Annotated in this window: 18 protein-coding genes and 1 other RNA gene; 5 read left to right on the top strand and 14 right to left on the bottom strand. The window is 59.2% G+C overall.

Annotated elements, in window-relative coordinates:
- The first annotated feature begins 73 nt into the window (after window positions 1-73).
- The 5 genes from ligA (at window position 74) to recR (ending at window position 6190) form a co-directional block, all read left to right on the top strand.
- A complete protein-coding gene (ligA, locus tag AC19YQ_RS13690) occupies window positions 74-2434 on the top strand; it encodes an NAD-dependent DNA ligase LigA (protein WP_500595318.1) in 2361 nt (786 codons plus the stop codon).
- Window positions 2435-2679: 245 nt separating this feature from the next.
- An RNA gene (ffs, locus tag AC19YQ_RS13685) (signal recognition particle sRNA small type) lies at window positions 2680-2776 on the top strand.
- A gap of 222 nt (window positions 2777-2998) precedes the next feature.
- The gene (gene dnaX, locus AC19YQ_RS13680) at window positions 2999-5050 is read left to right on the top strand and encodes a DNA polymerase III subunit gamma/tau (protein WP_500595317.1); all 2052 of its coding nucleotides are present in this window, start codon (window positions 2999-3001) and stop codon (window positions 5048-5050) included.
- Window positions 5051-5130: 80 nt separating this feature from the next.
- Complete coding sequence (locus AC19YQ_RS13675; RefSeq protein WP_019826710.1) at window positions 5131-5469, top strand: YbaB/EbfC family nucleoid-associated protein; 339 nt, start codon at window positions 5131-5133, stop codon at window positions 5467-5469.
- A 118-nt stretch (window positions 5470-5587) separates the two neighbouring features.
- Window positions 5588-6190, top strand: coding sequence for a recombination mediator RecR (recR, locus tag AC19YQ_RS13670; RefSeq protein ID WP_133077147.1), 603 nt, complete (start codon window positions 5588-5590; stop codon window positions 6188-6190).
- Window positions 6191-6315: 125 nt separating this feature from the next.
- On the opposite strand, the gene AC19YQ_RS13665 is transcribed toward recR, so the two are convergent.
- The 14 genes from AC19YQ_RS13665 to ccoN all read right to left on the bottom strand — a co-directional run bounded on the left by AC19YQ_RS13665 (window position 6316) and on the right by ccoN (window position 19039).
- Window positions 6316-6861 (bottom strand): adenine phosphoribosyltransferase, encoded by a 546-nt coding sequence (locus AC19YQ_RS13665; RefSeq protein WP_133077148.1) that lies wholly within the window; start codon window positions 6859-6861, stop codon window positions 6316-6318.
- Between the two features lie 52 nt (window positions 6862-6913).
- Window positions 6914-7648, bottom strand: coding sequence for a fumarate/nitrate reduction transcriptional regulator Fnr (gene fnr / locus AC19YQ_RS13660; protein ID WP_133077149.1), 735 nt, complete (start codon window positions 7646-7648; stop codon window positions 6914-6916).
- 119 nt (window positions 7649-7767) lie between these two features.
- The gene (gene hemN / locus AC19YQ_RS13655; protein WP_133077150.1) at window positions 7768-9150 is read right to left on the bottom strand and encodes an oxygen-independent coproporphyrinogen III oxidase; all 1383 of its coding nucleotides are present in this window, start codon (window positions 9148-9150) and stop codon (window positions 7768-7770) included.
- Window positions 9151-9355: 205 nt separating this feature from the next.
- Window positions 9356-10039: a sulfite exporter TauE/SafE family protein gene (locus AC19YQ_RS13650; protein ID WP_500595316.1), complete on the bottom strand. Its 684-nt coding sequence runs from the start codon at window positions 10037-10039 to the stop codon at window positions 9356-9358.
- On the bottom strand, window positions 10032-10262 hold the full coding sequence (gene ccoS, locus AC19YQ_RS13645) for a cbb3-type cytochrome oxidase assembly protein CcoS (RefSeq protein WP_133077152.1): 231 nt from the start codon (window positions 10260-10262) through the stop codon (window positions 10032-10034). Before ccoS ends, AC19YQ_RS13650 begins: the two co-directional genes overlap by 8 nt.
- Before the next feature lie 19 nt (window positions 10263-10281).
- Window positions 10282-12732 (bottom strand): heavy metal translocating P-type ATPase, encoded by a 2451-nt coding sequence (locus tag AC19YQ_RS13640; RefSeq protein ID WP_500595315.1) that lies wholly within the window; start codon window positions 12730-12732, stop codon window positions 10282-10284.
- 93 nt (window positions 12733-12825) lie between these two features.
- Entirely contained in the window at window positions 12826-13368 is a 543-nt protein-coding gene (locus AC19YQ_RS13635; protein ID WP_133077154.1) for a FixH family protein, read from the bottom strand.
- An 11-nt stretch (window positions 13369-13379) separates the two neighbouring features.
- Window positions 13380-14795 carry a cytochrome c oxidase accessory protein CcoG gene (ccoG, locus tag AC19YQ_RS13630; RefSeq protein WP_133077155.1) on the bottom strand — a complete coding sequence of 472 codons (1416 nt, stop codon included), beginning with the start codon at window positions 14793-14795 and terminating at the stop codon, window positions 13380-13382.
- Window positions 14796-15011: 216 nt separating this feature from the next.
- Entirely contained in the window at window positions 15012-15422 is a 411-nt protein-coding gene (locus tag AC19YQ_RS13625) for a type II toxin-antitoxin system VapC family toxin (protein WP_339474070.1), read from the bottom strand.
- Window positions 15422-15670 (bottom strand): type II toxin-antitoxin system Phd/YefM family antitoxin, encoded by a 249-nt coding sequence (locus AC19YQ_RS13620; RefSeq protein WP_219261519.1) that lies wholly within the window; start codon window positions 15668-15670, stop codon window positions 15422-15424. Before AC19YQ_RS13620 ends, AC19YQ_RS13625 begins: the two co-directional genes overlap by 1 nt.
- Window positions 15671-15814: 144 nt before the next feature.
- Complete coding sequence (gene ccoP / locus AC19YQ_RS13615; protein WP_133077158.1) at window positions 15815-16792, bottom strand: cytochrome-c oxidase, cbb3-type subunit III; 978 nt, start codon at window positions 16790-16792, stop codon at window positions 15815-15817.
- Window positions 16789-16980, bottom strand: a complete 192-nt coding sequence (locus tag AC19YQ_RS13610; RefSeq protein WP_003447209.1) for a CcoQ/FixQ family Cbb3-type cytochrome c oxidase assembly chaperone — start codon at window positions 16978-16980, stop codon at window positions 16789-16791. Before AC19YQ_RS13610 ends, ccoP begins: the two co-directional genes overlap by 4 nt.
- A gap of 5 nt (window positions 16981-16985) precedes the next feature.
- Complete coding sequence (ccoO, locus tag AC19YQ_RS13605) at window positions 16986-17594, bottom strand: cytochrome-c oxidase, cbb3-type subunit II (RefSeq protein ID WP_374105696.1); 609 nt, start codon at window positions 17592-17594, stop codon at window positions 16986-16988.
- A gap of 2 nt (window positions 17595-17596) precedes the next feature.
- Window positions 17597-19039: a cytochrome-c oxidase, cbb3-type subunit I gene (ccoN, locus tag AC19YQ_RS13600; protein ID WP_339474067.1), complete on the bottom strand. Its 1443-nt coding sequence runs from the start codon at window positions 19037-19039 to the stop codon at window positions 17597-17599.
- Window positions 19040-19464: the final 425 nt, after the last annotated feature.

Below are 19464 nucleotides of genomic sequence, written 5' to 3'. Positions count from 1 at the left end.
TCCCGCACACATGCTGAATGATTATTACAAGGAGCAGCTACGGCTGCTCTTTTGCTTTGTGAGAGAACACCCCATGACCGCCGCCAATACCCGCATTCTCGAGCTGCGCGCTGAACTGGATCAGCATAACTACCGTTACCACGTACTGGACGAGCCGAGCATTCCGGACGCCGAGTACGATCGCCTGTTTCGTGAGTTGAAAGCCCTGGAGGCCGAACATCCAGAGCTGGTCACCGCCGACTCGCCGACCCAGCGCGTGGGGAGTGCGGCGCTGTCCGCCTTTACTCAGGTGCGTCACGAAGTGCCCATGCTGAGTTTGGGTAACGCTTTCGATGAAACCGACATGCGCGAGTTTGATCGTCGTGTCAGCGAAGGTCTGGATTTGCCCGCCGGGGATCTGTTTGGCGGTGGCGCCGAAGTTGAATACAGCTGCGAGCCGAAGCTCGACGGGCTGGCGGTGAGCTTGCTGTACCAGGATGGCAATCTGGTGCGCGGCGCTACCCGAGGTGATGGCACCACGGGTGAAGACATCAGCGTCAATGTGCGCACCGTGCGCAATATCCCTCTCAAGCTGCATGGCAGCGGCTGGCCCGCAGTGCTGGAAGTGCGCGGCGAAGTGTTTATGTCCAAGGCCGGTTTTGAGCGTCTCAATGAGACTCAGCTCGCCGCTGGCGGCAAGACCTTCGCCAATCCGCGCAATGCGGCGGCGGGCAGCTTGCGTCAGCTGGATTCCAAGATCACCGCCAGCCGGCCGCTGGAATTTTGCTGCTACGGCCTGGGGCAGGTATCCGAGGAGTTCTCTGACACCCATATCGGCAATCTCAAGCAGTTGCAGCAATGGGGCATGCCCATCAGTCACGAGTTGAAACTGGCCCGCGGGATTGCCGAGTGCCTGGATTACTACCGTGATATTGGGGAGCGCCGAGCGGCGCTGCCTTACGAGATCGACGGGGTGGTGTTCAAAGTCAACAACCTGGCGTCACAACGTGAGTTGGGCTTCAGGGCGCGCGAGCCGCGTTGGGCCATCGCCCATAAGTTCCCGGCAATGGAAGAGCTGACCGAGTTGCTGGATGTGGAGTTTCAGGTAGGGCGCACCGGTGCGGTAACGCCCGTGGCACGCCTCAAGCCGGTCAAGGTGGCCGGTGTGACCGTATCCAATGCAACCCTGCACAACATGGATGAAGTGGCCCGACTGGGGCTGATGATTGGCGACACGGTGATTATTCGTCGTGCAGGGGATGTGATTCCCCAGGTGGTGCAAGTTGTGCTGGAGCGTCGTCCTGAAGATGCCCGTGCGGTGCATATTCCTGAAAGCTGCCCGGTGTGTGGCTCCCATGTCGAGCGCACGCAACTGATCAAGCGCAGCAAAGGCCGTGAAACCATCACCGAAGGCGCGGTTTATCGTTGTGTGGGACGTCTGGCCTGCGGTGCTCAGCTCAAGCAGGCGATCATTCATTTTGTCTCGCGCCGCGCAATGGACATAGAAGGCCTGGGCGAAAAGAGCGTCGAGCAGTTGGTGGACGAGGGGCTGGTGAGTTCGCCTGCTGACCTTTACACCCTGGCTTTCGAGCAGATAGTCGATCTTGAAGGCTTTGCCGAGTTGTCGAGCAAGAACCTGCTGCAGGCCATCGCCGACAGCAAGCGTCCGACATTGGCTCGCTTTATCTACGCGCTGGGTATTCCTGATGTGGGTGAAGAGACTGCCAAGGTGCTGGCGCGCTCCCTGGCCTCTCTGGAGCGGGTACAGCGTGCCCTGCCGCAAGTGCTCACCTATTTGCCTGATGTCGGGCTGGAAGTGGCGCACGAAATTCACAGCTTCTTCAGCGATGCGCATAACCAGCAGGTGATCGCTCAATTGCTGGAGCGTGGACTGGAATTGCAGGATCAGGGCGACCTGGGTGCCGAGTTCGCGGCCAGTACGACGCTGGGTGGTCTGATCGACAAGCTGCACATTCCTTCGGTTGGGCCGGGCGGGGCGCAAAAGCTGGCCGAGAAATTTGGCTCGCTCGAAGGCGTGATCAATGCGGACTGGCTCGATATGCGTCAGGCATTACCTGAAAAGCAAGCCAAGGCCGTGCGTGAGTTTTTCGATCACCCTGAAAATGCCCGTCTGGCCCTCGAAGTCGAAGCGCAGCTGCGAGATTTCGGCATGCACTGGCAAAGTGAGAAAAAGGACGTGGAAGGCTTGCCGCTGGCGGGTCAGACCTGGGTGCTGACCGGTTCGCTGGAGTTGATGAGCCGGGACATCGCCAAGGACAAGCTGGAAAGCCTTGGGGCCAAGGTCTCGGGTTCGGTTTCCGGCAAGACCCATTGCGTGGTTGCGGGTCCGGGAGCGGGCTCCAAGCTGGTCAAGGCCAATGAGCTGGGGCTCAAGGTGCTGGATGAAGAAGCCTTTGTGGCGTTTTTGAAAGAGCAGGGTATTTCGATTCAGTAATGGCTGTGGGAGCGGGCTTGCTCGCGATGCAGGCGACGCGGTGTCTCAGTTGAACCGCGCACAAGCCATCGCGGGCAAGCCCGCTCCCACAAATGACCTGTGCCGGGTTGCGAGGCAGTGTTTCAACCCGAATCCAAGTACTTGAACCCATTCATTTTTTTATTATTGCAGCAGCGGTTGTAAGTTTTTCTCAGACAGGTACAATGGCGCCGTTCGCTGCTAGGCGGATGTTGTTATGGTGACCCTATCGGTCCCCCCGCAACGATTACCCGTGAACCTGGTCAGATCCGGAAGGAAGCAGCCACAGCGGGAACATTGTGTGCCGGGGTGTGGCTGGTGGGGTTGCCTCCATTTTAAAAATCCTCAGTCCTGCAGGGTTTTAGTCAAAATTCCAATCGTGTGATCCTGTCTTCAGGCCTTCTGCTGATTTGTCGGCGCGTTGCCGTGCGTGGGTAAAACCTGTTGCGCAGAGACTGCGAGCAGTTAAAAGTGCTCATCGGATGCAATTTTGCCCTTGCTCCGCTAGCATTAGCCCCTTCCGCTTTTCAGACGCGACGGTTATCAATGAGTTATCAGGTTCTTGCACGTAAATGGCGTCCGCGCTCGTTCCGCGAAATGGTCGGCCAGACCCATGTGCTCAAGGCTCTGATCAATGCCCTGGACAGTCAGCGCCTGCACCATGCCTACCTGTTTACCGGTACCCGTGGCGTCGGCAAGACCACCATCGCGCGGATCATCGCCAAATGCCTGAACTGTGAAACAGGTATTACGTCGACTCCCTGCGGCGAGTGCTCGGTGTGTCGCGAAATCGATGAAGGGCGTTTTGTCGACCTGATCGAAATCGACGCCGCCAGCCGTACCAAGGTGGAGGACACCCGTGAACTGCTCGACAACGTGCAGTACGCACCAAGCCGTGGGCGCTTCAAGGTCTACCTGATCGACGAAGTGCACATGCTTTCCAGCCATTCGTTCAATGCGCTGCTCAAGACCCTCGAAGAACCGCCGCCCTACGTAAAATTCATTCTGGCGACCACTGATCCGCAAAAATTGCCGGCCACGATCCTGTCGCGCTGCCTGCAGTTTTCCCTGAAAAACATGACGCCCGAGCGTGTGGTCGAGCATTTGACCCACGTGCTCAGTGCTGAAAACGTGCCATTTGAAGACGACGCGCTGTGGCTATTGGGTCGTGCAGCCGATGGTTCGATGCGCGATGCCATGAGCCTGACCGATCAGGCCATTGCATTTGGCGAAGGCAAGGTCCTGGCTGGCGATGTGCGCGCCATGCTCGGTACCCTTGACCACGGCCAGGTTTTTGACTTGCTGCACGCCTTGATCGAAGGCGATGCCCGGGCGCTGCTTGAGGCTGTGCGTCATCTGGCCGAGCAGGGTCCGGACTGGAATGGCGTGCTGTCCGAAATTCTTAACGTATTTCACCGGATTGCCATTGCCCAGGCGTTGCCCGATGGCGTTGACAATGGTCACGGCGACCGCGATCGCGTGCTGGCCCTGGCCAAGGCGCTGCCGGCCGAAGACGTCCAGTTTTATTACCAGATGGGCCTGATTGGCCGGCGTGATTTGCCGCTGGCGCCAGACCCGCGTGGTGGCTTTGAAATGGTCATGCTGCGAATGCTGGCCTTCCGCCCGGCAGATACCGGCAATGCGCCGAGTCAGCCGCTAAAGCCAGTGGGGATCAGCCAGGCCACAGTTGATTCCGCCCAAACCCTGGCGGCTGCAACACCTGTTGCGCCAGTAGTCATTGCGCCTGCTGTTGCGCCCACGCCGATTGTCGAGATTGCAGAGCCCGTGATCGCTCCTGCGCCTGTGGAGCCTCCCAAGGCGCCTGCCGTGCCAGAAAAGGACTTGCCCTGGAACGAGCCGTCAGTACCGGTGATCGAGGTCGAGGCTGCGCCTGAGTCGGTGCTGGACACCGTCGGTGAGCCGCCCGAGTTGCCGCCGATGCCCCTGCCTACGCCAGACAGCGTTGTGCCGGATGCGCCGCAGTGGAGCGAGGAGTCCATCCCCGAGCCGACCCCGGAGCAGGTTGATGCGGCACTGTCGGGTATGGATCGCGACGATGAGCCGCCGCTGGACGAAGACTATATCGAGCCGGACATGGATTCGGCGGCCTACAGCTACCTTGACGAACTGGCCAGCGAGCATGCGGCCGAGCCATCTCCGGAGCCCGAGCCGTTGCCTGCGGCCATGCCTGCCACCGGGCTGGCCCTTGAATGGCTGAACATGTTCCCCAAATTACCGGTATCGGGCATGACCGCCAGCATTGGTGCCAACTGCACCTTGATCGCCGTAGACGGGGATGACTGGTTGTTGCATCTGGATCCGGCTCACAGTGCGCTGTTTAACCTGACCCAGCAGCGCCGACTCAACGAGGCGTTGAACCAGTACACTCAACGCACGCTCAAAGTGACTATCGAACTGGTCAAGCCGGAACAGGAAACCCCGGCCCAGGCTGCTTCGCGTTTTCGTGCAGAGCGTCAGCGACTGGCAGAGGAGTCGATCTATGCGGATCCGCTGATCCAGCAAATGATCGAACAGTTCGGTGCGGCAGTGCGGGAAGATACGATTCAACCTGTCGATGTTGCGCAGGCCCAGGCTTAGTAACGCCAGGGTAAAAACTCACAGCCCGCAGTCGTTTTGATTGCGGGAGCATTGTCCAAATAACGTTTGAGGTGATTCCCATGATGAAAGGTGGCATGGCCGGCCTGATGAAGCAGGCGCAGCAGATGCAGGAAAAAATGGCCAAGATGCAGGAAGAACTGGCCAATGCAGAAGTCACCGGCAAGGCCGGCGGCGATATGGTGACTGTGGTCATGACCGGTCGTCACGACATCAAGCGTGTCAGCATTGATCCGGCCCTGCTTGAAGGCGTCAGCGAAGACGACCGTGAAGTGCTGGAGGATCTGTTCGCCGCTGCGGTCAACGACGCCGTGCGCAAGATCGAAGCCAACAGCCAGGACAAAATGTCTGGCGTGACCGCCGGCATGCAACTGCCGCCGGGCATGAAGCTGCCGTTCTAAGGCGCTCCTGAATGCCAGGCCCTGAGCCTGGCATTTTTTTGCCTTTTTTACGGGCATTTGACGTCATCCCGCACCGCGGGTATAAACCGCGTCTCGTTGTTTTGTCGGACCTTTCCCTATGAGCTTCAGCCCCCTGATTCGCCAACTGATCGATGCCTTGCGTACCTTGCCGGGTGTAGGTCAAAAGACCGCGCAGCGCATGGCTCTGCAATTGCTTGAGCGTGATCGCAGCGGCGGCTCGCGTCTGGCGCTGGCCTTGACCCAGGCGATGGAAGGCGTCGGGCATTGCCGTCTGTGCAGAACCCTCACCGAAGACGATCTGTGCCCCCAGTGTGCCGACGTGCGCCGTGATGACACCTTGCTGTGTGTGGTCGAGGGCCCGATGGACGTGTATGCCGTGGAGCAGACCGGCTATCGCGGACGTTACTTCGTGCTCAAGGGCCACTTGTCACCGCTGGATGGCCTGGGGCCAGAGGCCATTGGCATTCCGCAATTAATGACCCGCATTGCTGAGCAGGGCACCTTTGCAGAAGTGATCCTGGCGACCAATCCCACGGTCGAAGGCGAAGCTACTGCACATTACATTGCTCAACTGCTCAGCAATAAAGGCCTGATCGCTTCGCGTATCGCTCATGGTGTGCCGTTGGGAGGCGAGCTTGAGCTGGTCGATGGCGGCACCCTGGCTCATTCGTTCTCGGGGCGTCGACCGATTACGCTCTGACTGCAATTGCCGGGGGGTGACGCCTGTGGGAGCGGGCTTGCTCGGGATGGCTTCGGCGCGGTTCAACTGAATGCCGCGGTGTCAGCATCGCGAGCCAGCCCGCTTCCACGGGTGATGTGTCGGTATTACTCGGTCAACGAAAATTCGGTCAGGCAGAATGTCGGTATACCCAGATCCTGCAGGCGCTGCGAGCCACCCAGCTCAGGCAGGTCAATGATCGCTGCCGCTTCGAATACCTGGGCGCCCATGCGGCGAACCAGGTTGGCAGCGGCGATCAAGGTGCCGCCAGTGGCGATCAAGTCATCGACGATCAGCAACGAGTCGCCTTCGCACAAGCTGTCGGCGTGAACTTCCAGAAACGCTTCGCCATATTCCGTCTGATAGCCTTCGGCCAATACGTCAGCGGGCAATTTGCCTTGTTTGCGAAACAGGATCAGCGGTTTGTTGAGCTGGTGAGCCAGTACCGAGCCAATCAGAAAGCCGCGGGCATCCATGGCGCCGATGTGGCTGAAGTCAGCCTCGACGTAGCGCTCGATAAAGCGGTCGGCGATTTCGCGCATGGCGCGGGGCGATTGGTAGAGCGGGGTGATGTCGCGAAAGATGACGCCCGGCTTGGGGAAATCAATTACCGGGCGTATCAGGGATTTGAGGCAAAAATCGTCGAAGACCATATCAGGTGTCCTGGCGTGCGTTAAGCGCGCCAGTATAACCTTTCAAGCCGTTTTAGACTTCCAGTGAACCACCCGCCAGGGCGCACAACTTGATCGGATCAAGGATATGCACTTCTTTGCCTTCGGCCGTGATCAGCTGGTTTTCCTGCAGGCGTGTGAACACGCGGGACACGGTCTCTACAGCCAGGCCCAGGTAGTTGCCGATTTCGTTGCGCGACATGCTCAGGCGGTATTGATTGGCCGAGAAACCACGGGCGCGAAAGCGCGCTGACAGGTTGACCAGAAAGGTGGCGATACGTTCGTCGGCCGTCTTTTTCGACAGCAACAGCATCATTTGCTGGTCGTCGCGAATTTCGCGGCTCATCACACGCATCAACTGGCGGCGAAGCTGGGGCAGTTGCACGGAAAGCTCGTCCAGGCGCTCGAACGGGATTTCGCACACGGGAGTGGTTTCCAGCGCTTGAGCCGATACCGGGTAGGTTTCCGTGTCCATCCCGGAAAGGCCGACCAGTTCGCTTGGCAGGTGGAAGCCGGTAATTTGCTCCTCACCGTTGTCGCTCAGGCTGAATGTTTTTAATGCGCCAGAACGGACGGCGTAGACCGAGCCAAACGTGTCGCCTTGGCGAAACAAAAACTCGCCTTTTTTCAGTGGACGTCCGCGCTTGACGATTTCTTCCAGCGCGTCCATGTCTTCCAGGTCCAACGAAAGTGGCAGGCAGAGAGGTGCCAGGCTGCAGTCCTTGCAGTGGGCCTGGTTATGAGCGCGCACTTTTACTGGCTCGGGCATTTCTTAAATCCTTGTAGGAAAACACACATAAGATGCAAGGGTACCCCAGTGCGGGAGGCTAGGCCAGCCGCACCACACCGGTGCATTCATCTCATGCTGTAGAGGTCGTGTTCGCGACCTTAAATCACCCGCGAATATCGCTGGCGGGTTTGCTGTTCCAGGTAGGCATCGAACACCATGCACACTGAGCGCACCAGTAACCGTCCGGCAGGCAATACGGTCAATTGCCGCTCGTCCAGAGCAATCAGCCCGTCAGCCGCCATGGTTTTGAGCGTCGGCCATTGAGGTGCGAAATATCCACGGAAGTCGATATTGAACGCCTGCTCGATGTCTGCGAATGGCAGGTGCAAATTGCAGATGATCTGCTGGATGACTGCCCGGCGGATGCGATCGTCCTGATTGCACAGCAGGCCACGGTGGGTGGCGAGCTGGTCGCTGGCCAGGGTGTGCTGATAGCTCGCCAGGTCGCTGTCGTTCTGGCAATAAAGATCACCAATCTGGCTGATGGCCGAGACGCCAAGCCCGATCAGGTCGCAATGACCGTGGGTGGTGTAGCCCTGAAAGTTGCGCTGCAGAGTTGACTCTTCCTGGGCAATTGCCAGTTCATCGTCCGGCAGCGCGAAGTGATCCATGCCGATGTAGCGATATCCGGCGCCCGTCAGTTGCTCGATGGTGCGCTCCAGCATCTGCAGCTTCGCGGCAGGCGAGGGCAGGTCGTTAGTATTGATCCGGCGCTGAGGCATGAAACGTTCAGGCAAGTGGGCATAGTTGAACACTGACAGGCGATCCGGCTGCAAGCTGATCACTTCGTCAACGGTTCGCGCAAAGGCCTCGGGGGTTTGCTTGGGCAAACCGTAGATCAGGTCGATATTGATCGAGCGAAACTGCAGGGTGCGTGCGGCATCGATCACCGCCCGTGTTTCTTCCAGGCTTTGCAGGCGATTGACGGCACGCTGTACGTCTGGATCGAGGTCCTGCAGGCCGATACTGACCCGGTTGAAGCCCAGTTCACGCAACAGGCCCATGGTCGACCAGTCGGCTTCCCGCGGGTCGATTTCAATGCCGTAATCACCTGAGTCATCGTCCAGCAGATTGAAGTGCTGACGCAGCGTGGCCATCAAATGGCGCAATTCGTCGTGACTGAGGAAAGTAGGCGTGCCGCCACCAAAGTGCAGTTGCTCGACCTTTTGTTTTGGGTCGAGGTGACAGGCAATCATCTGGATTTCTTGCTCAAGCCTTTGCAGGTAGGGCTGTGCCCGGCCACGGTCTTTGGTGATGACCTTGTTGCAGGCGCAGTAATAGCAAATGTTGGCGCAGAACGGCACGTGTACATACAGCGACAGCGGGCGCAGTGCCTTGCGGCTTTCGCGCAGGGCGTGCAGCAGGTCGAACGGGCTGACCTGATTGTTGAACTGCATCGCTGTCGGATACGAGGTGTAGCGCGGACCCGCCAGATCGTAGCGGCGGATCAAATCTGGGTCCCAACGAATGGCGTCGAGCATGCGGGCATTCCCCTGGGATGGCTGGCAATGCACAGGAGTCTAGGGGGTGAGTCGATGTTGCATCTTGATTTGCATCAAGGGCTGTGATTTGGCTTAGTCCCTGTAGTCGCTGCCGCAGGCTGCGATAAGGACCGCAGGGCCTTCAAAAACCAGGCCTGCTACGCAGTCCATCGCAGCCTGCGGCAGCGACTACAAGGTGCTTGATTTAATGCCCCATCAACCAATGCTGATGCGGGCCGGGCAGGGTCCAGATGCCGAACAGGACGACCAGCAGCCCTCCGGTCATGCGCACGCTGCGTTTACGCAGCAATGCAGTCACCCGCTCGGCAGCCAGGCCGGTAGCCAGCAGTACGGGCCAGGTGCCCAGGCCAAACGCAAGCATCAGCAATGCACTGTCGATCGCGCTGCCCTGGCTGGCTGACCAGATCAACGTGCTGTACACCAATCCGCAGGGCAGCCAGCCCCAGAGCGCACCCAGCAGCAATGCCCGCGGCAGGCTCGACACGGGTAACAAGCGGGTGGCCACGGGCTGGATATGCCGCCACAGGCCGCGCCCCAGGCTCTCAATCCGGGTCAGGCCGCTCCACCAGCCAGCCAGGTACAGGCCCATGCAAATCAGCAGTAGCCCGGCCAGGATGCGCATGAACATGGCTGCGGGGCTGTTGGCCACTGCCCAGCCTGCCATCCCCAGCAGCAGTCCCGCCGTGGCATAGCTGAGAATTCGCCCAAGGTTGTAGGCCAGCAACAACCTGAAGCGTCGGCTGCGCTGCTCTTTGGGGATGGCAAGAGTCAGCGCACCCATCAGGCCGCCACACATGCCCAGGCAATGCCCGCCGCCGAGCAGGCCCAAAATGACGGCCGAGACCAGCAGTGGCGCCAACTCAAGCATGGGGTGGCGTTTTTTTGTCGGTGTCGGTGATCGACTCCGGATGCTGGTTCCTGGCTTCTTCGACCGCTGCGGTGTGTTGCGGGTCCTGGTCGTCGAACAGGATGCTGTGGGCCGGGCTGTCCAGATCGTCGTACTGGCCGCTGTCCACGGCCCAGAAAAAGATGTAGATGGCGATGGCGACAATCAGCAAGGCCGCAGGAATCATGACGTATAGCGCTGGCATATAGGCTCCAGGCAACCGGTCAGGCCGGAAGCGGGCGGGTGTGTGGCGTGGCACAGGCAGGTGCCACGCCAGGCGTGCGCGTCAGGCGCAAGGCATTGAGCACCACGGTCAACGAGCTGACCGACATGCCGATGGCGGCCCAGATCGGCGTGATCCAGCCCAGTGCGGCAAATGGCAGCATAAGGCCATTGTACAGGCCAGCCCACAACAGGTTCTCGATGATCACGCGGCGAGTGCGTCGTGCCAGGCTGAAGGCTTGCACCAGGGCGCCCAGGCGATTGGAGAGCAGTACTGCATCGGCACTGGTCTTGGCCAGGTCCGTGGCCGACCCCATTGCCACGCTGATATCGGCAGCGGCGAGTACCGGGACATCGTTGACCCCGTCACCCAGCATCAGCACCTTGCGCCCCTGTGCATGGAGCTGTTGCAATATTTGCAGCTTGTCGTCCGGGCGCAACCCGCCCCGGGCTTCATCGATCCCCAGTTCGGCGGCCACGCTGGCGACCATCGGCGAGCTGTCTCCCGAGAGCAGCAGCGTCCGCCAGCCTCGTGCCTTGCACGCGGCCAGCAACGCGGGGGCATCCTCGCGCAGGCGGTCATCCAGAACAAACCAGGCCAGAGCGCCCTCGCCATTACCCAGCAATAACCATTGCCCGGGTTCATCCGGCATGGTCGGGACCTGGCACTGGCTCAGCTCGCAGACAAAACCCGGCTGGCCGATGCGCAAATGCTGTTCCCCAACCCGTCCTTCAAGGCCCAGGCCCGGCGTGCTGTGGACTTCCTCTGCGGCTTGCGGGGCACGGCCAAAAGCGCGGGCAATGGGGTGTTCGGAGCGGTTTTCGAGGGCTGCCGCGAGGGCCAGGCACTGATCGCTGTCCAGGTCGCTCAAGGGGCGAATGGCCCGTAGCGCCAGGCGACCTTCCGTCAGTGTGCCGGTCTTGTCGAAAATCACGGTGTCGATCTGGTTAAGTCCCTCGATCACATGGCCGCGGGTCAGCAGTAGACCCAGTTTGTGCAGCGTGCCGGTTGCGGCAGTGAGTGCAGTGGGGGTTGCGAGGGACAGAGCGCAAGGACAGGTAGCCACCAACATCGCCAGGACAATCCAGAAGGCCCGCGATGGATCCAGTTGCCACCACAGCAAGCCGATCCCGGCCGCTGCGATCAACGAGAACAGCAAGAACCATTGCGCGGCCCTGTCGGCAATTTCGGCCAGACGCGGTTTTTCGCTTTGAGCGCGATCCAGCAACCGGACGATGGCGGACAGGCGGGTGTCCTGGCCGAGGGCCATGACTTCAATGGTCAGGGCGCCTTCGACATTCAGGGTGCCCGCCGTCACGGCGTCGCCGATGCAGCGGGGTTGCGGCAGATACTCGCCGGTCAGCAGGGATTCATCGATGCTTGATTGGCCATCAAGAATTTTGCCGTCTGCCGGAAGGATCGCGCCGGGGTGGACCAGTACCTTGTCGCCGACTTTAAGCTCGGTCAGCAGGATGCGCTCGCTTTGGCCGTCGTCAGTCAGGCGCAGGCAGGAGGCGGGTAGCAGGTTGACCAGTTGTGCAGTGGCGGCAGCAGTGCGCTCGCGGGCACGGCGCTCGAGGTAGCGCCCGGCCAGCAAGAACAGGGCAAACATGCCGACCGCGTCGAAATACAGCTCGCCGACGCCGGTGATGGCGGTCCAGATTCCGGCGATGTAGGCCCCGCCGATGGCCAGGGACACCGACACATCCATGGTCAGATGGCGGGTGCGCAGGTCGCGCATGGCACCTTTGAAGAAGGGTGCACAGCTGTAGAACACAATGGGGGTGGTCAGAAACAGCGCAACCCAGCGCAGGATGGTGTGCATCTCGGGGCTGAGGTCGATATTGAATTCGGGCCAGGTGGCCATCGTTGCCATCATTGCCTGAAACCACAGCAGCCCGGCGACACCCAGTTGGCGCAGGGCCAGGCGGTTTTCGCTGGCCAGTTGTTCAGTGGCACGATCGGCCTGGTAAGGGTGTGCGGCATAACCGATATGACGCAGTTCGCTCAGGATGGCGCTCAGCGCCAGTTGGTTCGTGTCCCAGCTTACATGCAGTCGATGGTTGGACAGATTGAGCCGGGCTTCGCTCACGGCAGGCAGGCTGCGCAGGTGTTTCTCAATCAGCCAGCCACAGGCCGCGCAGCTGATGCCTTCGATCAGCAGGGTGGTTTGGGCCTGCGCACCCTCGTGTCGCACAAATGGTTTTTGCACGTCGGGGCGGTCATACAGTGCCAGTTCTTCTACCAGTTGCACGGGCAGGGCGTCAGGGTTGGCTGACGCCTCGCTGCGGTGCTGGTAGTAGCTCTCGAGGCCGCCCGCCACGATGGCCTCGGCCACCGCCTGGCAGCCCGGGCAGCAGAACTCGCGAACTTCGCCCAGGACAACGGCGGTAAACCGGCTGCCCGGCGGAACGGGCAGGGCGCAGTGATAGCAGGGTACGGGAGAGGTCATGGCGGTCTATCGCGATATGGTGTCGCCGGGAAATACGTCATCGCGATCAAGTCCGCTGCCATAGCGGTGGCGGCGGGCTTGATCGCAAAGAGGTTACTTCTTGTTGTGGTCTTCAGCGCCTTGCAGCGGCTCGTCGCCCAGCAGCAGGTCCTTGTCGTGGCCGACCAGTTCTTCTTCAAACAGGCGCCACGTATGGCCGTCTTCAACGCCCATCAACTCGACGAAGCGGCGACCTTCGATCTTGTCATCCAGTTGGCCGATGTAGCGCCCTGGCTCCGAAGCGCTCTGGCTCAGGCTGATTTTGCGGTCTTTTTCGGGTTGGGTCGGGGAGATCAGGTTCAGTTCCAGGACCTGGGGCTTGCTGTTGCCTTCCAGCAGCAGCACCACTTCGCCGGTCATCTCGTCCAGACGCAGCCTGGCTTTGAGTTGCAGGGTCTGGCCCAGCAATTCACGGTCAAGGGAGCGGTTGATGCCTTTGCCGGCCTCGTAGTAATTGTCGTTAACCAGGTGGTCCGGGTTGTTCACGGCAATAGTGACCATCGACAGGGTCAGGGTCACCGAACAGGCGAGGATGGCAATGATGATCCACGGCCAAATATGCTTGTACCAGGGGCTGGAGGCTTTTGCTGCGGGCATGTCGAATTCTCTTATCTGATTTGTGGGCCGATGAATCGGCTCTTGGCTTTAACGTTGATGTCGTTGTTGTCGGCGTCCTTGAGGATGAAGAACACCTCGTTGGTACTGGATGGCAGCTTCTCGGGGGCAATCGACAGCTCGACCGGCAGGCTGACGATATCGCCGGCCGCGACCTTGATTTCGCGTTTGCCTTGCAGCTTGAGGTCGGGCAGGCCGGTGGCGTCCAGCACGTAGGTATGGTCTTGCTGATCCTTGTTCATGATCTTGAGGCTGTAGACGTTTTCGATGCGGCCTTCAGCGTTTTCGCGGTAGAGCACGCGGTCTTTGCTGACGTCGAAACCGACCAGTGTGCGGGTAAAGAAGGCGGCTGCCAGCAACCCCATCATGGTCAGCAATACCAGGGCGTAACCAATCAGACGCGGGCGCAGCTTCTGGGTTTTCTGGCCTGAAAGGTTGTGTTCGGTGGTGTAGCTGATCAGGCCGCGGGGGTAGTTCATTTTGTCCATGATGCTGTCGCAGGCGTCGATACACGCGGCGCAGCCGATGCACTCGATCTGCAGGCCGTCCCGTATATCAATCCCGGTGGGGCATACCTGCACGCACATGGTGCAGTCAATGCAATCGCCCAGGCCTTGAGCCTTGTAGTCCGCATCTTTTTTGCGTGGCCCGCGGAGTTCGCCGCGACGGGGGTCGTATGAAACGATCAGGGTGTCTTTATCAAACATCACGCTCTGGAAGCGAGCGTACGGGCACATGTAAATGCACACCTGCTCACGCAGCCAGCCCGCGTTTCCGTAGGTCGCGAGGGTGAAGAAGCCGACCCAGAAGTACGCCCAGCCATCGGCCTGGCCGGTAAAGAAGTCGATGACCAATTCACGAATCGGCGAGAAGTAACCGACAAAGGTCATGCCGGTGACAAAGCCGATCAACAGCCACAGGCTGTGCTTGCTCAGCTTGCGCAGGAACTTGTTGGCGCTCATCGGCGCCTTGTCGAGCTTGATGCGTTGGTTGCGGTCGCCTTCGGTGACCTTTTCGCACCACATGAACACCCAGGTCCAGACGCTTTGCGGGCAGGTGTAGCCGCACCACACACGCCCGGCGTAAACGGTAATAAAAAACAAACCAAAGGCGGCGACGATCAACAGTCCGGACAGGAGGATGAAATCCTGTGGCCAGAAAGTGGCACCAAAAATAAAGAATTTACGCTCGGGAAGGTTCCACCAGACAGCCTGGTGGCCGCCCCAGTTGAGCCACACCGTGCCGAAATACAGCAGAAACAGGAGGGCGCCGCCACCAATGCGCAGGTTGCGGAAAAGGCCGGTGAAGGCACGGGTGTAGATTTTTTCCCGGGCTGCGTACAGATCGGTGCTTTCAGTGGTTTTTTTGCCAGGCGGAGTGACGTCGTGTACAGGAATCTGATTGCTCATTAGTGCGTCCCACGGCAGTGGAAAATGCCTCGGTCAGTACATGCCGACCGCGGTCAGAAGGTGTTGCAGTAACGTAATGATACGCCTGTGACTCTAGCTCAAGGGTGCGACCTTTGGTCGCGTTCCGGAAAAGAAGAAGTTGGTATAGGAGTTGTAACAAGTCATGACATGGATCAATTGACTTAAGGCAGCGGGTGAGTTGCGCGCAGCCTTGAATCAGAGTTCCCAAGGGTTGAGCAGGGAGGCACCGCTGAAGGCGAAATCCTTCGTGTTGCGGGTGACGACGGTCATGTCGTGAACCAATGCCGTGGCAGCGATCAGGGCATCACTCTCATTGCTGCGGTCAGGCACGTGGAGGCGGGCGCATCGTCGGGCAACGCTGCCATCCACTGACAGAACGCGTCCGGCAAAGGCAGGGATGACATGGTTGTCCAGCCAGTTGCGCAACGGTACGGCTTGCGCAGGGTCGCGCCGCTCCAGGCGCAGGATGCCGGTTTCGATTTCAAGCAGGCTAATCGCCGAGATGTACAGCCGGTAGGCCGGGACAGTGCTGGCCCAGGCCACCACGCCGGGATTGGCCTGGGGTTTGCGCAGTTCAGAGATGACGTTGGTATCGAGCAGGAACATTAGAAGTCCACTGGGCGCGGCGTGATAATTGCGCGTTCGGGTTCGAATTCAACCGCTGGCTCCGGCATGACGAGCAGGTCGACAATGCTGGCGTTCAATCCGGTCAGTCGTTGGTACTCTTCCATGCATAGCAGTACATGGGCGGGACGACCACGATCGGTGATGTAAACCGGCCCATTCTGGGCTGCTTTTTTGGCACCACTTGTGTCCTGGTTGAAGTCGCGGCTTGAAATGGTCGTGATGGACATGGGCTGCTCCTCCCTTGAAAATACAATGTAGAAACGTTACTACCTTTTGGGCGGGCGCTGCAACAGCTTGCCGGATCCTGAAACAAAATGGCCCCGCCAACTCTCGTTGGCGGGGCCATTTTTTGCTGCATTCAGACGTCTGCGTTATTCGTCTGTCTTGGCTTCATCGCCATGGGACAGGCTGTAAACGTAGGCAGCCAGCAAGTGAACCTTGTCGTTCCCTTGCAGGTCAGCCTGTGCAGGCATCTGGCCCTGACGGCCGTAACGGATGGTCTGCTGCAGTTGAGCGAAGCTCGAACCGTAGATGAACGCCCCGGGGTGAGTCAGGTTCGGTGCACCCATCAGCGGGTTACCTTTACCTTCCGGACCGTGGCACACCGCACAGTTGGTAGCGAAAAGCTCCTTGCCCTTGGCAGGGTCGGCTTTCGCACCTTCCGGCAATTTACGGCCATCCAGACTGGTCAGTACGTAGGCAGCTACGTCGCTGACGCCTTGCTCGCCAATCACTTCGGACCAGCCCGGCATGACGGCGTGACGGCCGGCCATGATGGTGGTCTTGATGTCGGCAGGCGTACCGCCCCAGCGCCAGTCGGCGTCGGTCAGGTTCGGGAAGCCGTAGGCACCCTTGGCGTCGGAGCCGTGGCACACCGAGCAGTTGGACGCGAACAGACGGCCGCCCATTTTCAGTGCTTGCGGATCCTTGGCGACTTCTTCAATGGGCATGGCAGCGAACTTGGCGAAGATCGGGCCAAACTTGGCGTCCGATTTGGCCATTTCCTTTTCCCACTCGTGAACGCCGGTCCAGCCGGTCTGGCCATTGGCAAACTGGGTTTGCTCTTTGGTGTCCAGGTACTGGTAGCCCGGCAGCAGGCCTTTCCAGTTACCCAGGCCCGGGTACAGAACGAGGTAGCCGAGGGCGAAAATGACGGTGCCGACAAACAGCATGAACCACCATTTAGGCATTGGGTTGTCGTACTCTTCGATCCCGTCGTAAGCGTGCCCGACTTTCTCGTCGGTCTGCTCGCTGCGCTGGCCCTTGCGGGTGGCCAGCAACAGCCAGGTCAAGGCGAAGATGGTACCCAGAGTGAGGACTGTAACGTACAGACTCCAGAACGTAGTCATTCTTTGTTACTCCTAGAAGCTTGCTCTTGCTCGACGTGCTTGATGGCTTCGGGATCATCCTTGAACGGCAACAAGGTAGCGTCGTCAAATTCTGACTTGCGTCGCGGGCTGAATACCCACAAGGCCAAACCGATAAAAGCCACCATCACAACGACAGTGCCCAGGCCACGAATCATCCCGATATCCATTCAGATCACCGTTTGCTTTTGATGATGGTGCCCAAGCCCTGGAGGTAAGCCACCAGTGCGTCCATTTCAGTTTTGCCCTTCACAGCATCCTTGGCACCGGCGATGTCTTCGTCGGTGTAAGGAACGCCGAGCTCGCGCAAGACTTCCATTTTTTTCGCGGTGTCCTTGCCGTCCAGCTTGCGCTCTACGAGGAACGGGTACGCCGGCATGATCGACTCGGGCACAACGTTGCGCGGGTTGTACAAATGCGCACGCTGCCAGTCATCGGAGTAGCGGCCGCCAACGCGGGCCAGGTCCGGACCGGTACGCTTGGAGCCCCACAGGAACGGGTGGTCCCAGACGCTTTCACCGGCAACGGAGTAGTGACCGTAACGTTCGGTTTCGGCACGGAACGGACGGATCATCTGCGAGTGGCAGCCGACACAGCCGTTGGCGATATAGATATCACGGCCTTCCAGTTCCAGCGCGGTGCGTGGCTTCATGCCCTCGACCGGAGTGTTGGTCACGTCCTGGAAGAACAGCGGAACGATTTGGGTCAGGCCGCCAATGCTCACGGCGATGACCATGAAGAAAGCCATCAGGCCAATATTCTTCTCGATTGTATCGTGCTTGATCATCAGTGAGCTCCAACTACAGCAATCTTGCTCGCCGCTTCAGCTTCTGCCGGGTTCGAGGCACGCACGGTGCGGAACACGTTGTAGGCCATGAACAGCATGCCGCTGGCGAAAATGGCACCGCCCAGGGCGCGAACGATAAAGCCGGGGTGACTGGCTTGCAGTGCTTCCACGAACGAGTAGGTCAGCGTCCCGTCGTCGTTGATTGCACGCCACATCAGGCCCTGTGTGATGCCGTTGACCCACATCGAAGCGATGTAAAGCACGGTACCGATTGTTGCCAGCCAGAAGTGCACGTTGATCAGGCCGGTGCTGTACATCTGCTTTTGGCCATAGACTTTCGGGATCATGTGGTACATGGCGCCGATCGAAATCATCGCAACCCAGCCCAGTGCACCGGCATGTACGTGGCCGATGGTCCAGTCGGTGTAGTGCGACAGCGCGTTGACGGTCTTGATTGCCATCATCGGGCCTTCGAAGGTCGACATGCCGTAGAAGGCCAGGGACACAACGAGGAAGCGCAGGATCGGGTCCGTGCGCAACTTATGCCATGCGCCAGAGAGGGTCATCATGCCGTTGATCATGCCGCCCCAGCTTGGAGCCAGCAGGATGATCGACATTGCCATGCCCAGCGACTGGGCCCAGTCCGGCAGAGCGGTGTAGTGCAAGTGGTGCGGACCTGCCCAGATATAGAGGGTGATCAGCGCCCAGAAGTGCACGATGGACAGGCGATACGAGTAGATCGGGCGCTCGGCCTGTTTCGGCACGAAGTAGTACATCATGCCCAGGAAGCCAGTCGTCAGGAAGAAACCTACCGCGTTGTGGCCATACCACCACTGGATCATGGCGTCTGTCGCACCGGCGTATGCCGAGTAAGACTTGAAGAAGCTCACTGGCAGGGAGGCGTGGTTGACGATGTGCAGCATTGCCGTCACGAGAATGAAGGCACCGTAGAACCAGTTGCCGACATAGATATGCTTGGTTTTACGCTTGGTAATGGTTCCGAAGAACACAATGGCGTAGACCACCCAGACGATCGCCAGCAGGATTGCCAAAGGCAATTCCAGCTCTGCGTATTCTTTGCTCGTGGTGTAACCCATCGGCAACGTGATGATCGCGCCGATGATCACTGCCTGCCAACCCCAGAAGGTAAACGAGGCGAGCGTGTCGGAGATCAGTCGCGTTTGGCAGGTGCGCTGCACGACGTAGTAAGAGGTGCCAAACAATGCACAGCCACCAAAGGCAAAGATCACAAGGTTGGTATGCAGGGGGCGAAGACGGCCGAAGGTCGTCCATTCAAGGCCAAGGTTCAATTCAGGCCACACAAGCTGTGACGCGATGAAAACCCCGAGCCCCATGCCAAGGATCCCCCAGACCACCGTCATGATGGCGAACTGGCGGACTACCTTATAGTTATAAGCAGTCGGACTGATTGCTGTGCTCATTCTAAGGTTCCACGGTTTAGGTGTTTTATTAGGATAAAAATCGGTCGCAAGTATGTATAAAGCGTAGGGGTATTGCAACGAAGCATGACCCCGGTCAATGCTTTCCAAGGCTTATTCTGCGGCCTTTCCATGCGGGGAGTAAGGTCAAACGGACCTCTCTAAAATGCCGCGCGGAGGGCAAAACCGAAGGGGGAGAAGCGGGCAGGTTCAAGTGGGGGTAAGGCATGGCGAGAGCATGGCGAACTTCGCAATGGACGACAGCCGTTGTAAACCCACTAGTGTGGCCCGTAACAGTGCCCTTCAACTTACCGATTAATTTCACTTGACGTAGAGCCGGGAAAATCCCGATCACGCAAGACAAGAGCTTAGTCCTGAATGGCGGGAGAGCAATAACGGACTAGAAAGAGGTGCGACACTTGGTCGCG

The sequence above is a fragment of the Pseudomonas sp. MF06569 genome (genome assembly GCF_059862735.1).
The sequence above is the reverse complement of the archived record's forward strand: the minus strand, read 5'-3'. Positions and strand labels throughout refer to the sequence as shown.

Bases quoted from the DNA above. Each gene is read 5' to 3' on its own strand.
- hemN (WP_133077150.1), bottom strand. From the start codon at position 9,150: ATGCTCGACGCCATTCGTTGGGACCCAGATTTGATCCGCCGCTACGAT.
- recR (WP_133077147.1), top strand. From the start codon at position 5,588: ATGAGCTTCAGCCCCCTGATTCGCCAACTGATCGATGCCTTGCGTACC.
- ccoS (WP_133077152.1), bottom strand. From the start codon at position 10,262: ATGCCAGCGCTATACGTCATGATTCCTGCGGCCTTGCTGATTGTCGCC.
- AC19YQ_RS13620 (WP_219261519.1), bottom strand. From the start codon at position 15,670: ATGTCCATCACGACCATTTCAAGCCGCGACTTCAACCAGGACACAAGT.
- ccoN (WP_339474067.1), bottom strand. From the start codon at position 19,039: ATGAGCACAGCAATCAGTCCGACTGCTTATAACTATAAGGTAGTCCGC.
- dnaX (WP_500595317.1), top strand. From the start codon at position 2,999: ATGAGTTATCAGGTTCTTGCACGTAAATGGCGTCCGCGCTCGTTCCGC.
- fnr (WP_133077149.1), bottom strand. From the start codon at position 7,648: ATGCCCGAGCCAGTAAAAGTGCGCGCTCATAACCAGGCCCACTGCAAG.
- ligA (WP_500595318.1), top strand. From the start codon at position 74: ATGACCGCCGCCAATACCCGCATTCTCGAGCTGCGCGCTGAACTGGAT.
- AC19YQ_RS13610 (WP_003447209.1), bottom strand. From the start codon at position 16,980: ATGGATATCGGGATGATTCGTGGCCTGGGCACTGTCGTTGTGATGGTG.
- ccoG (WP_133077155.1), bottom strand. From the start codon at position 14,795: ATGAGCAATCAGATTCCTGTACACGACGTCACTCCGCCTGGCAAAAAA.
- AC19YQ_RS13665 (WP_133077148.1), bottom strand. From the start codon at position 6,861: ATGGTCTTCGACGATTTTTGCCTCAAATCCCTGATACGCCCGGTAATT.
- ccoP (WP_133077158.1), bottom strand. From the start codon at position 16,792: ATGACTACGTTCTGGAGTCTGTACGTTACAGTCCTCACTCTGGGTACC.
- AC19YQ_RS13635 (WP_133077154.1), bottom strand. From the start codon at position 13,368: ATGCCCGCAGCAAAAGCCTCCAGCCCCTGGTACAAGCATATTTGGCCG.
- AC19YQ_RS13640 (WP_500595315.1), bottom strand. From the start codon at position 12,732: ATGACCTCTCCCGTACCCTGCTATCACTGCGCCCTGCCCGTTCCGCCG.
- AC19YQ_RS13625 (WP_339474070.1), bottom strand. From the start codon at position 15,422: ATGTTCCTGCTCGATACCAACGTCATCTCTGAACTGCGCAAACCCCAG.
- AC19YQ_RS13650 (WP_500595316.1), bottom strand. From the start codon at position 10,039: ATGCTTGAGTTGGCGCCACTGCTGGTCTCGGCCGTCATTTTGGGCCTG.
- AC19YQ_RS13675 (WP_019826710.1), top strand. From the start codon at position 5,131: ATGATGAAAGGTGGCATGGCCGGCCTGATGAAGCAGGCGCAGCAGATG.